The following is a 13610-nucleotide window of genomic DNA, read 5'->3' as shown; positions in this document are numbered from 1 at the left end:
ATATTTAACCAATAACATCACTATGCTTTTTTCTCTTGTATGATCTTTGAATGCTCATCCAACTCTTCTTCAATAAAACAAGCAATCATCGTTCGATAGACTTGCTCAATTAAAGATGGACTTACATTGTTCTGCTCTGCTAATGTTCTCACTTTTCCAATCACTGCTTCCACTCTATCAGGTGCTTTTACTTCTTCTGTATCCTTTTTAAATCGTGCTGCTTGGGCTACATAATCACTTCTTTCACTTATTAAGCTGACAATTTGGCGGTCTATTCGATCAATATTTTCTCGTACTTCTTCGATGCTGTGAATATTGTTTATGGAGACAATATACTCGTAAAATATGTCGTCTATTGCCACTTTCGGAAAAGAATCTGGTAAATCTTTTGCGGGTATTCGTTTAAAACCATTCTTATCATAGAAACGCTGAGCTGCTTTAAAGTTGATGGTTGTTCCTAAATGAATCGTTTCAATCGACTTGTCCTTCGCCCATTTTATCGCATTATTTAACAATAGTTTGGCTGTTTCATATTCGGAGCCTCTGTATTCTTTCTGAACAAACATTCTCCTTAATGCTGCTTGATTATTGCCAATATCAAAAAGGCTGATTGTGCCAATTACTTTATTATCATATAGAGCCACCCAAAAATTCCCTATTCCAGTTTGATAGAAATATTCTATCGCAAATAAATCCGGCTGCCTCTCTACTGTAATGGAAATATTATATTCCTGTTGTTGAATCGACAATATTAAATCAACCACTTGACTTTGATATTCATTGCAATATTCTTTTACAATAATTTCTTTATTCATAAATTACTACCACCAATATCCTTTATATTTATACTAATTCTACTTACTATCTTTCTAATTTTTCTTGTAAAAACGCAATAAAAGGCGTTGCTTCCCTTGTAATTAACTTTGTTATAAGATACGTATAGGAAGTTGGAAGCATCACCTTATCCGCTTTTATTTCTACTAATTTATTCCACTTCAATTCTTCCTGCACGATCGAATATGGCAAATAGGAAATCCCCAGTCCTGCTTCGATAAATCGTTTTGTTACCTCCATTTGATTCACTTTCAACAATCGGACAGCCGGATAGCTTCTCTTAATATCATTTAAAAGGCTGTTCCAATAGGCTGGGTGATTATGGGTAATTAAACGATATTTTTGCAAAACATTTTTTTCATCTAAAGGAAATTCTTTCTCTTCAGCTGGTCCCACTAATAAAACAGGATCTTTGTGTATTACGCGGCAATCTATATTTGTTTGGACAGGTTCTATTCTGGACAAGCCTATATCTGCTTTTCCAGCACTGATTTCCTCCCCTATTTCAAATGAACTCAGGACATTAACCAACACTTCTATATCGGGATTTTCATCCATAAAACTTCTTAATATAGATGGCAAAATAGAGGAAGCAATTTGCGGGGCAGCTGCAATGATTAATTTTCGTTTATATCCTTGTTTCCAGGATTCAAAATCGTCTAATCCCTGCTCATATTTTGTGACGATTTCCTTTGCATATGGCAAAAAGCTATAGCCAGCTTCCGTCAGACAAATCGTTTTTCCAGTCCGATCAAACAATGGAACATTAAGATTTTCTTCCAATTTTCTTATTTGCTTTGTAATAGCAGGCTGGGATAAAAAAAGCTCATCTGATGTTTTTCGGAAATTTTTATTTTTCGCTGCCACAATAAATGTTTTTAACAAGTTGATTTCCACTGTAATGCTCCTTATAATAACCATTTGTTATTAATAACTACTTTTATTGTTAATGTTCATTATCTATTTTCTTTATTATAATCGAATTAGCAAAAATATACAGCTAAATCAAAGGAGATTTCATAATGGGCGAAAACAAAAATTACAAAGATGCTTGGAATGCCACTTTATATGATTCAAACCATTCATTTGTTTCAAAATATGGGAATGATGTTATCGAGTTATTAAATCCAATACAAGGAGAAAAAATTCTTGACCTTGGGTGCGGTACAGGGGATTTAGCAAAAAAATTAACAGATTGCGGGATTGATACTGTCGGGATCGATAAATCAGAAAGAATGATTTTCCAGGCTATAAGTAAATATCCAACTATTCCTTTTTTTGTACAAGATGCTACTGAGATGGAATTTAATCATGATTTTCATGCAGTATTTTCAAATGCCACCCTTCATTGGATAAAAGATCCGGAAGGGGCACTAAGCTGCATTTATAAAAGTTTAAAACCTGGAGGACGTTTTGTAGCTGAATTTGGTGGAAAAGGAAATGTGCAATCCATAACCGATGCTGTCATTCATTCAATGAAAGAAGCTGGATTAACCTACAGATCTGAATTATTTCCATGGTATTTTCCAAGCATCGCCGAGTATACCACCCTTATGGAGAAAGCAGGATTCCGAGTTGCTTTTGCCCATCACTTTGATCGACCAACGAAATTAGACGGGGAAGATGGCTTAAAAAATTGGATAATCATGTTTGCGAACGACTTTTTTAAAGAGGTGGACGAAGCAGCACAGCAACACGTTATTGAAAATACAGTGAATCGTTTAAAAGATATTTTATATTCGGATGGTGAATGGATAGCTGATTATAAACGAATTCGCGTAATTGGGATAAAGTAAACTTCATCAGTGGGGGTTTTCCTCAATGTCATCAAGTTAAACTTCAAAAAAATGGAAAATTATTTAAGGAGTAGGGATAAGTGTTAGGTTTTCCGAGGCTTACCTCTCGCTTTCCATGGGGCGAGCGCCGAGCCTCCTCGTCGCAGACGCTCCTGTGGGGTCTCGCCTGTCTCGCAATTCCCATAGGAGTCGAGCGGACGCCTCTCCAAACGAACAATTTTTATATTAATACAATTTATGGAATTTCAAGTTGATGACATTGGGGTTTTCCGCATCCCCCACTGATGGTTAGTTGAGACCTACAGGAAGTAGGGCACGCAGACGGTGCCACAGGACGTGGCGCTCTTAGTCTGTGTTCTTTTGTTCGGACCTTTACAGACAAGTTTCAACGCCTACCTTCCTCGATTTCTAGGAATCTTGAGGCGGGGGTTTACTGCCCGTTAAGAGTGGGATAAAAGCATAAGGTTAGATGTACCACTTAAATGAAAATAGAAAAGACTGCTACTGGAAAGTTTCCACCCTATTTGTGCTAGTGAAAAACCTCCTTGTAACAGCCTTTTTTTCCTTACCATCACTATTTTGCTTATATATTTTCTGTTCTATTCTCTATTACCGCATTGTTATTCATTCGCTGCTTTTTTGACTTTTTAAAATAAAGAAGTTCATATATAACTGGAATAATAATTAATGTTAATACTGTTGCAACTGCTAAACCGCCGATAACGACTATTGCTAAACTGCTGGAAACTAAATTCATGCTTTCCGATTTTTTAAACAGCAGTGGAAGCATCGCAGAAATAGTGGCGATTGCGGTCATAAAAATTGGTCTCATTCTGACAAGCACTGCTTCTACAACCGCATCTCTTATCTTCATTGTCTGTTCGTTATGTTTCACACGGTCTAAAAGTACGATTGCGTTAGTTACAACGATTCCAATCAGCATTAATGCCCCTAACAATGCGGTTATATCAACAGATATTCTGCTGATAATAATTCCAGCTATTGCTCCGATTGCAGCAAGCGGCAAAGATGCTAGTATCGCAATTGGTGCTTTTATTGATTTAAAAGTAATGACCATAATGATAAACACAATTCCAATGGAAACAAGCATTGTCATAAATAAATCATTAAAGTCACTTGACTGATCTGCACTTGCTCCTCCTATCAATACTTTTACATCAGATGGTATTTTTAACCCTTTACTTTTACCATCTCCATTTATTTTTTTGTTAATTTCATCTGAGATAACCGATACTTTTTCTGGATTAATAACCGCTGTTAAACGAATATAAGGATCGCCGTCTTTATGATAAAGCTTAACAGGCTCCTCTTGTTTACTAATATCAACTAAATCAGATAATATTTTTGGACCAGCTTCTGTTGTGATTGGAAGCTTCTTTAAGTCTTGTTCTGAATTAATTTTATACATTGGCTCGAGTTGAACAGCGGTTGTTTCGCCATTGATGTTAACCGCTCCAATTGGTGTGCTGTTTATTAACATGGATGTTGATTGCGCAATTTGATCCACTTTTCCTAGTCCAGGTTTTACTTCAAATGAGTAAATTTGCTTCTTATCTTCCTGATTGCTTGTAAGCGTTTCAATTCCAGAAATTCCGGCTATTTCTTTTTCTACCATTTCTGCCGTATTTTCACGTTTTTTGCTGTCTTCACCAACGATATCGATCGTGATACTTGTTTGTCCTCCTCCCATTAATGTAGACTCGCTGGCTTCTAGGGTTGCATTAGGATAATTTCCCTTCTGTTTCTGCATGTTTTTTACAAACTTGCTAATGTCCTTTTCATCTTTAAATGTTACTAACAGCTGAGACTGAGTAGAGGAATTAACCTGGCCAAATTGTGCTGCATCTTCTGCATTTCCAAGCTGTAAATAAACATCTTTTATTCCTTCTTGCTTCAGAATATATTTTTCTAATTTTATTGATTCTGATTTTACTGTTTCTATCGGTGTTTCATTTGAATAGGTTAATAAAACTGATGCAAACTCTGGCTTTGAATTATCCACTGTTCCTTTAGGCAGAAGCATATAAGAAGCAACACTTCCTCCAAAAACAACAATTGCCGTAATTAACACGATTGCCTTGTGGTTTAATGACCAGTTTACAATTTTCTCTAACCGTTTTGATGGTTTGTGTTCATGCAGCTTCGCATTTTTTAATAAGCCTGCACTCATTAACGGTACAACCGTTAATGCCACTAACAGGGATGCCAATAGCGAATAAGTGATCGTCAAGGCAAATGGCAAAATAAAATCTTGTAAGCTTCCTCCTAATAATCCCATTGGCAAAAATACTGCAACTGTTGTTAAAGTGGAGGACGTGATAGCAGCTCCAACTTCTTTTGTAGCTTCTATTATCATCGAGACGGAAAATTTATTTTGCTGCATTTTTCTAAAAATATTTTCGATAACAACAATGCTATCATCAACAAGCCTTCCGACCGCTACCGCAACTCCACCTAATGTTAATATATTTAACGTAACACCAGATACTTTTAATAAAAATAAAGTGATTGCTAGTGACAACGGAATGGAGACAATCGTGATCAAAGTTGAACGAATGTTTCTTAAAAATAGCATGATAACAATGGTTGCAAATGCTGCACCTAATAATACTTCCCTCATCATGCTGTTAACAGAGGATTTAACTGTATCAGCAAAAGTAATCATCACCCTTGCATCTACATCTTTATATTTTTTGCTGATTTCTTTCGCTGTTTTTTCTGCTTCATCGCTGACCGCTACTGCATTGGAATTTCCGTCTTTTGAGATAACTAATAGAAGCGAGTCTTTCCCATTTACTCTTGTTAGACTATTTTCTTGCTTTTTTAATTGAATGGTTGCAATGTCATCAAATGAAGTAGAATCATTCATTTTTACATCTTTTAGTTTTTCTAAACTGTCAATTGTACCAACTATTTTCATATTGATTGATTTATTATCAATTACTTTTTCTCCAATCGAATAAGAAGCATTTTGTCCTTGTAGAATGGAGATGACTTGCTCTAATGATACGTGACTTTTCAATAATTTCGTTTGATCTAATTGAACAGATACATAGGAAGGTACTGTCCCATATGTTTGCACACTGGATACACCGTCTATATCTTTAAATTCTGGAATGATTTTCTCTTTTGCAAATTCTATATTCTTTTGTGTTACTTCGTTATCGAAGCTGACAGACACATAAGAAACTGGAATCATCGATGTATTTAAGAGTACAACATGTGGTTTTGAAACCATTTTAGGAAGTGACAGATTAGCTAAAGCTTCTTCTATTTCTCTTTTTGCTTCTTTTTTATCTTTTTTGGAATCTAAGTGAAGTTCTACAGTGGAATAACCATCACCTGTTGTAGAAAATAGATTGACTTTTCCATCAATCGTGTCCAAAGCATTTTCAACAGGCTTCGTTACTTGGTCTTCCATACTTTTTGTATCCATTCCTTCTCCGAGCACAACAACCGATAAAAATGGCTGATCAGCAGAAGGCAATAATTCCATAGGTAATTTAAAATAGCTGACTGTACCGGTAATTAAAAGAATAATAGCGATTAAACCTACAGCAGCCTTATTTCGAAAAGCCCACTTTGTAAACCAAGACAATGTACATTTCCCCTAACTTTTTATATTTTTATTTTCTTTACTTCACCTATTTTAGTTAGTAATTGGAAAACATTGGACTGTCTGACGCTGTATTTGAATCTAGGTCTCAGGACTGAAATTATTATGTATTTGGGCTTAATATTAGCGATAATTCCATGTTTTATCGTTGTCACTTCCTTTTTTACTCCTTTACGCCTCTTGTTCCAATCACGATACCTTTTTTCAGTCAACAAAATTCCAATCATTCCCATTATATTATATTATATTTTTTTTCACAAAGTAATCAAAAAATAAAAAAACATCTATTAAAAGCTTTATTCAAGAGAGCTTTTAATGGATGCTTTTCAATTAATTTGCAGAAACTTCCGTTTGCAGGGTTATTTTGGAATGTACTGCATAATTTTTTTCAGAGATAATATTTTTGAAGTAAGCAATAAGGATGGAAGTTACTGCAATTGACAAAATAGAATATAATCCTTTTACTAGTCCAATGGAGTAAAGTCCCACTAATACGACTGTAAAATCAAAAATAAAATTTACTTTCCCGGGATTCCAATTGTATTTTTTTTGCAGAAATAATGCCAAAATATTTGCTCCGCCTAGTGATGCTTGATTCATGAATAGAATGGATAAACCTAATCCTATTGCGATTCCGCCTAGGATGGCTCCTATAAAGGATGGGATAGTAAATACTGGAAAAAAGTGATCTAATCCTGATAAAATGGATAAAAGCGTGATAGAAAATATAGTGGAAAGTGTAAATTTCGCACCCATTCTATAGAAAGAAAAAATATAAAAAGGGAGATTAATAAGAAAAAACAGCCATGAAAATGGAATATTTGTTAAATATGAGATACTAATCGATAAACCGGCTGTTCCACCTGTAACAACATTGGAATGCCTTAAAACATACAATCCAATTGCTGCAATCGTACATCCTATTATTATTTTTAATAACTTTGTCATTGATTTCTCCTTACATAAATTATTCTTATCAGTAATGATATCTATATTAATGATAGAATAAAAAATGCAAGCCTTATATATAAAAAAGAATGAATAACAGGAAGATTATTTATGAAATGAAGCATTTTTTATTATCAAGCATGCATTATGCAGAATCCTTTTTGTCTGAAAAATAGTAAAATTAAGTTATTTTACTTCATATGGTTTTAAAGCATTACAGACACTATTAATAAAATCATTGCCTGCTCCCCAATCAAATTTAAAGAATACTCCTTGGGAATGACCGGAAGAAACACAATGTACTTTTGTGTGCATACTAAAATTATCAATTGTAATGGTTAAACTTCCATAATTGCTATTTCGCATAAAGTGAACCTTTCCATCAGTGGGGGTTTTCTTCATCCCCCACTGATGGTTAGTTGAACTTATCGGACCTTTACAGGCAGTTAGTTATCCCCCACCTAGCTTCTTCGATTCCTCAGCATCTCCGAGGGGGTCTTACTGCCCGTTAAGAGTGGGATAAAATATTTCTCCAACACCAACACCATTATTTCATGCTGCTGATCGTCGCTTATTCGATGATATCGCTCCACAAGACTGGCGGTATTTCCTGATTGAGTGAGATTGTCAATAATTATTTCACTTGCTTGTTTCGGTGAAATAATTACAAATAATTCCTCTGATTCCCTACTGCGTGATCCCCTTTCTTTCCCTATGCCTATTAGATACGAATGAAAACAGCAATTGTTTCACTTCTTACTTGTATCTGCGAAAATTTAAAATCAAAAAACAATTTTATAATCACAACTATGTTTCGCTTTTCTCTCTATACCATTATTTGTACAAGCTCCTTTACTCCATTTTCCTCTCCATTCGATGTATAATAATATAATAGTACGAAGAATTAGGAGATGATTCTACTTGAAAGACGAGTTAGCATACATAGGCAGCAAAGTAATCAATAATAAATTTATTCTAGCTGATAATACTTATACATTATTAAGTCAGTTTTTTTCGGAAGAAACAACTGCCATTTATTCAAAAATAAATGAAGATATCATCCAAAAATGGAACGCAAAATTATTCACAATTTTAGGAGAAGCTCTTAAAGGCGTTAATATTAAACCGAAAGCAATCAACATATGGGCAACTCAAACTGGAGAAACTTTTGTTAATCACCATATTCCACTATCCATAGCGCTTCGTTCCTTGACTATTTATCGGAATGTTATTTGGGATGTTTTTACAGAAGAGTTAGAGCAAAAATCATTTGCTCCCATTACCATGCTTGATGTTGGAAAAATAATTGATCCTATACTTGATGAAATTAGTGCTTTTCTTGGGGATGTATATGAAGAACATAATAAAAAATTAATGAAAATTGCTTACAGTGCACTGCAAGAGCTCTCTGTTCCTGTTGTTCCAATTGCGAAAGAAACTGCAATTATTCCATTGATAGGAGAAATTGATACACAGCGGTCACAATTAATTTTAGAAGTTGCATTAGAGGAAGCTGCCAAGCTTAGGATAGAATATTTGATTCTTGATATTTCCGGTGTACCTATTGTTGATACAATGGTGGCTGATAATCTATTTAAAGTAGTTCATGCACTTGATTTAATAGGAGTTAAATCAATCGTGTCTGGCATCCGCCCAGAGATTGCCCAAACCATTATCTCATTAGGTATAGATTTTAGCACAGTTACTACTTGCGCTAATTTACATACTGCATTAGCAAGTCTTGGCGTTAAAAGAGTTTTGTAATAAACATCAAATTTAGACTGGGGAAAAGCTCGCTTTCTTCTTATAATACGATTCTCTAGGAATAGGTTTGGATAAAGAAAAGCAAGACGTTCTTCCCAGTCTAAATGATCCCATTTATGTTTTATTCGTTTTTTTTCATTAATTGAACCGTTTCATCCACACCTACAGCATATTCTGCAAAATTCCCATTTTTTACTTTTATCATGGTTGGAGTTCCTGTTATTTCTATTTCATCTCCATTAGCTGGAGATAAATTTCCATATGGCGTGTTATGCTTTGCGATAATTTGCTTATCTTCCGTTGTTTCCAAACTCCAGGCAACTTTCCGATCCTTCTTAAACTGGTCCAGGCTTACTCCTTCATTTAAAACTTCTTTACCATTTTCTATTTTCCCAATGACCTTATCATATTTTTTATGATGCTTCTCCCAATCATACCAGCTTCCAGTATTTGTTGGATCCTGCATATCGACAATATAAACTGGAATCTTCCCCTTATTGCTAAATTGTATTACCTCTTCTTCTATCTGTTTACAATACGAACAAGTTGCTTGCCAATAGTAAACAATATACTCGTCCTCCCGTTGTGTAAACGTATTTTGCACATTTATTTTTCCCATCTCATCGATGGAGGTATTTCCCCTATGATTGTTTAAAAACCTTATACCAATAAAACAAATACTAATTACTAAAATGATCGTAATTACCGTAATCCATGGTCTTTTTTTCATGCTTTCTCTCCTTATTAAAAATTGGTGAAGCTTATACTATTTATTGTAATAGCAAGCAATGGTTCATTTATTTGTGTATTTTTTGGATATTTTATGATTAAAGTGACTTTTATCATACTGATGATGCTCCACATTACAACTTAACATTTTTCTATGATAAAATTTATTTAGTTTAATAAAGGAGAGGAAACACGATGCGCAATAGTATAATAAATCGTTTTATTTCTTATGCAGTTGTAGATACACAATCAAATGCGGATAATGAAACATGTCCATCTACATCTGGTCAGCTCACATTAGCCAGCATGTTGGTTGAAGAATTAAAAGAGATTGGAATGACGGAAGTAACAATCGATGAAAATGGATATGTAATGGCTACCCTCCCAGCAAATTCCGATAAACATATACCAACAATTGGATTTCTTTCCCATTTAGATACTGCTACCGATTTTACAGGAAAAAATGTTCGTCCGCAGATTGTTGAAAATTATAACGGCGGCGAAATTATGTTAAATAAATCTTTATCGGTTGTTTTATCGCCAAAAGAATTTCCTGAGCTAAAAAACTATGTTGGGCATACTTTAATTACAACAGATGGTACAACACTGCTAGGAGCAGATAATAAAGCAGGAATTGCGGAAATTATGACTGCACTTATTTATTTGATTCAACATCCAGAAGTAAAACACGGGAAAATTCGTGTTGCCTTCACACCAGATGAAGAAATAGGAAGAGGTCCGCATAAATTCGATGTAGATGCCTTTTCTGCCGACTTTGCTTATACAGTGGATGGTGGTCCCATCGGCGAACTTCAATATGAAAGCTTTAATGCAGCAGGAGCAAAAATAACCGTTAATGGTACAAATGTTCATCCTGGCACAGCAAAAGGAAAAATGGTAAACTCGATGAAAATTGCCATGGAATTGCAAAATAAACTGCCTGCTTTTGAATCTCCTGAGTTTACAGAAGGATATGAAGGCTTTTATCATCTACTATCTTTTGAAGGAAATGTGGAACAAACGAAGCTTTATTATATTATTCGTGATTTTGATCGAGCTGAATTTGAAAAGAAAAAAAGCTTCCTCGAACAAATCATAGAGGATCTTAATAAAAAGCATGGTGGGAGTACGATAACGCTTGAACTTCAAGATCAATACTTTAATATGCGGGAAAAAATTGAACCAGTTAAAGAAATTGTGGATGTTGCCTATAACGCAATGGAAAATCTAGGAATTAAGCCGATTGTTCAGCCGATTCGCGGCGGTACTGATGGATCACAACTTTCCTATATGGGCTTGCCAACACCAAATATCTTTACAGGCGGAGAAAATTTCCACGGTAAATTTGAATTTATCTCTGTTGAAAATATGCAAAAATCTGTTGATGTACTAGTAGAAATTGTGAAATTATTTGAACAAAAAGGAAATTAACTTTCAAGCAGTATATATCAATAGTTTCCTTATCTATTTTTTATTTTTGTTCAGCCGGAGCTGTCTCTTAAGAAAAGCGCAAGCTCCCTTGCTCATCGACGGAATAAGGTAAGTTCCACAGGATGTGGATCACACAAACGAAGACATAAGGACGTGGCGTTCTTAATTTGTGTACCTTAAGTGAGATAAGGCGAACCTTCCATCAGGGGATGATCTTTCCCTGATGGTTAGTTGAGTCGATCAGGTTTTTACGGGCAGTTTTTTGTGCGCTATTCATTTTTATTGTACTTTCTTACTGCCCGTTAAAACGTGATAAAGGAAACACGAAGAGCGTAGTGATTCGATGTTGACTACGCAAGCGAGGTGAGGGAAGCCTTGAAGTCGATAGGGCGGTGGAGCTAGACACTCATCTAAGTTGAAAATTTTATACTTTCTCTTAAAAACAAGCAGACAGCTCCTTTTTCATCGACAAAATAATGGGTTTCTCAACAGCTGAAATCCTATTATCTTAGGGGTTTATACGGTAATGATGCAAAAACTTGGTCAACTTGAAAAATTTGCGAGTTTGTTCTTTTCCTAGTTTAGTATATAATAGTTTCCGTGCGAATATCCAAATGGTATGGATGATGCAGTAATAATGGTTGTTCAAAAAAGGAACACATGAGAAGCATGACAATGAAGAGATTCGAGGCTTTAATTTAGTTGCTTTTTGAACATCCTCTTAAAGGAAAAGGAGCTATAAAATGAATACTACATATAAAACAAAGGAAGACGTTATTAACAACAGTGAACTTCATCATTTTATTTTTGATATGTTCGGACTTCATTCTAAAAAGAAGCGAGTTCAAAAAAAACTTTTTAAACAAGTTATAGAACAAGAAACATTGCTAAATAAAGTGGTAGAAGAATTTCATCAAAATGAAGAAATTACACCAACGGGAGCATCATCAACAGTTGATTTCTCCGCGCTTCCTGTTACAACTCTATTAAAAATAGGGAAAGAATTTTTTAAAGAAGAAGAATGTGTTCGATTCTACTACAATAAAAATAAACCGGAGCAATATAAAAATAAAGAGCTTCTAATCCAATGCATCTCTTCAAACTTCCAATCTTGTTCTGCGGAAACAAAACAAAAAATAGAACGCTTCATTTAAGGCGAAACTTTCTTCAGCAGAGGTTTTCCCATTAACGGTTAATTGGGCCAATCGGACCTTTACGGATAGTTTCTCCTTATGTATTTACCTTTCTTGTTTTCTCACAATCATCAGGCGAAGGGCTAACTGTCCATTAAGTGTGGGATAAGGATAAACTTCCTTCAAGGAATTTGCGTCTCGTTTATACTATAAGGCTGTTTTCGTATGGATTGTTGCTTTTGAACTCGCAGCCTGAATACACTCCGCTTTCCACGGGCGAGCGACGAGCCGCTTCGTCGTTTCACTTCTGTAGGGTCTCGCCTTTCTCGCATTCCCGTAGGAGTCTACGTGTATTCAGGCTGCTTTAAGAACTACTTCCACTCTTTTTTTCTGTTAAAAACAACAAACTTTTAGAAAACAGTCTACTATAAAAGATCCCATTCTCTCTTATTTGTTGAAAGAAGGGGATCTTTTTTCTAATACTCTTTCTGTTCTTCCCCTACTACATTTGATATAATTCCTTGTGTACATAATCAACATAGAAACAAGCATTAATTTTTTTAGCTACTTAACAAATATTGGAGGTATACTCTATGATTAAAATTGCACCCTCTATCCTATCAGCAGACTTTGCCACTTTAGGAGAAGATATAAAAGATGTCGAACGCGGCGGCGCAGATTATATTCACATTGATGTAATGGATGGACATTTTGTTCCAAATATTACAATCGGACCGCTCGTAGTAGAAGCCATCCGCCCTATTACGAAACTGCCTTTAGACTGTCACTTAATGATTGAAAACCCAGATCACTATATTCCAGCATTTGCAAAGGCTGGAGCAGACATTATCACGGTGCATGTGGAAGCATGCCGACATTTGCATCGCACGATTCAGTTAATAAAAGAACTAGGGGTTAAAGCAGGGGTTGTATTAAATCCAAGCACTCCTGTCGATACGATTAAGCATATAATAGAAGATATTGATATGGTTTTATTAATGACGGTTAACCCTGGTTTTGGAGGTCAAAAATTTATTTCCAATGTTGTTCCAAAGATTACAGAAGTCCGCAAACTTGCTGATGAACTTAATCCTGAGTTGGAAATTGAAGTGGATGGCGGCGTTAATGCCGAAACAGCAAAAATCTGTATAGAAGCGGGAGCAAATGTACTAGTTGCCGGCTCCTTTATTTATGGCAATCCTGACCGTGGGGAGGCAATTAAAGCCCTAAGAGCCTAAGAAATCATATAATGCTTAGAACAGACATGCTTCAGATTAGTCGACAATCTGAAGCGTTTTTTTATCCCACGCTTAACGGGCTGTAAGACCCCCACTGATG

11 protein-coding genes and 1 pseudogene are annotated in these 13610 nt (G+C 35.3%); 5 read left to right on the top strand and 7 right to left on the bottom strand.

The features are described from left to right. Positions 1 to 20: 20 nt before the first annotated feature. The 3 genes and pseudogenes from ACTYBU_RS02235 to ACTYBU_RS02225 form a co-directional block, all read right to left on the bottom strand. Positions 21 to 284 carry a chorismate mutase gene (locus ACTYBU_RS02235; RefSeq protein ID WP_445486882.1) on the bottom strand — a complete coding sequence of 88 codons (264 nt, stop codon included), beginning with the start codon at positions 282 to 284 and terminating at the stop codon, positions 21 to 23. Between the two features lie 42 nt (positions 285 to 326). Next, a pseudogene (locus tag ACTYBU_RS02230) lies at positions 327 to 815 on the bottom strand (GNAT family N-acetyltransferase); the annotation flags it as partial. Positions 816 to 861: 46 nt separating this feature from the next. After that, positions 862 to 1755, bottom strand: a complete 894-nt coding sequence (locus ACTYBU_RS02225) for a LysR family transcriptional regulator (RefSeq protein ID WP_445486812.1) — start codon at positions 1753 to 1755, stop codon at positions 862 to 864. Positions 1756 to 1856: 101 nt separating this feature from the next. On the opposite strand from ACTYBU_RS02225, the gene ACTYBU_RS02220 reads away from it, so the two are divergent. After that, complete coding sequence (locus ACTYBU_RS02220; protein WP_445486811.1) at positions 1857 to 2630, top strand: class I SAM-dependent methyltransferase; 774 nt, start codon at positions 1857 to 1859, stop codon at positions 2628 to 2630. Between the two features lie 583 nt (positions 2631 to 3213). Here the strand turns inward: ACTYBU_RS02220 and ACTYBU_RS02215 are convergent. From ACTYBU_RS02215 to ACTYBU_RS02205, 3 genes are all read right to left on the bottom strand, one after another. Continuing rightward, positions 3214 to 6249, bottom strand: a complete 3036-nt coding sequence (locus ACTYBU_RS02215) for an efflux RND transporter permease subunit (RefSeq protein ID WP_445486810.1) — start codon at positions 6247 to 6249, stop codon at positions 3214 to 3216. Between the two features lie 348 nt (positions 6250 to 6597). Beyond that, on the bottom strand, positions 6598 to 7215 hold the full coding sequence (locus tag ACTYBU_RS02210) for a YitT family protein (protein ID WP_445486809.1): 618 nt from the start codon (positions 7213 to 7215) through the stop codon (positions 6598 to 6600). Positions 7216 to 7401: 186 nt separating this feature from the next. Next, the gene (locus tag ACTYBU_RS02205; protein WP_445486808.1) at positions 7402 to 7581 is read right to left on the bottom strand and encodes a DUF6054 family protein; all 180 of its coding nucleotides are present in this window, start codon (positions 7579 to 7581) and stop codon (positions 7402 to 7404) included. Between the two features lie 555 nt (positions 7582 to 8136). Between ACTYBU_RS02205 and ACTYBU_RS02200 the strand changes: the two genes are divergently transcribed. Beyond that, positions 8137 to 8979: an STAS domain-containing protein gene (locus ACTYBU_RS02200; protein WP_445486807.1), complete on the top strand. Its 843-nt coding sequence runs from the start codon at positions 8137 to 8139 to the stop codon at positions 8977 to 8979. 121 nt (positions 8980 to 9100) lie between these two features. Here ACTYBU_RS02200 and ACTYBU_RS02195 read toward each other — a convergent pair whose 3' ends face one another. Further along, the gene (locus ACTYBU_RS02195; RefSeq protein WP_445486806.1) at positions 9101 to 9709 is read right to left on the bottom strand and encodes a hypothetical protein; all 609 of its coding nucleotides are present in this window, start codon (positions 9707 to 9709) and stop codon (positions 9101 to 9103) included. A gap of 194 nt (positions 9710 to 9903) precedes the next feature. Between ACTYBU_RS02195 and pepT the strand changes: the two genes are divergently transcribed. The 3 genes from pepT (at position 9904) to rpe (ending at position 13510) form a co-directional block, all read left to right on the top strand. After that, positions 9904 to 11139 (top strand): peptidase T, encoded by a 1236-nt coding sequence (gene pepT, locus ACTYBU_RS02190; RefSeq protein WP_445486805.1) that lies wholly within the window; start codon positions 9904 to 9906, stop codon positions 11137 to 11139. Positions 11140 to 11882: 743 nt separating this feature from the next. Further along, positions 11883 to 12293 (top strand): hypothetical protein, encoded by a 411-nt coding sequence (locus ACTYBU_RS02185; RefSeq protein ID WP_445486804.1) that lies wholly within the window; start codon positions 11883 to 11885, stop codon positions 12291 to 12293. A 572-nt stretch (positions 12294 to 12865) separates the two neighbouring features. Next, entirely contained in the window at positions 12866 to 13510 is a 645-nt protein-coding gene (gene rpe, locus ACTYBU_RS02180; protein WP_445486803.1) for a ribulose-phosphate 3-epimerase, read from the top strand. The last annotated feature ends 100 nt before the right edge of the window (positions 13511 to 13610 follow it).

It is taken from the genome of Niallia sp. 03133, assembly GCF_052663225.1.
Note: the sequence above shows the minus strand (reverse complement) of the source record. Positions and strands in the feature narration are given on the sequence as shown.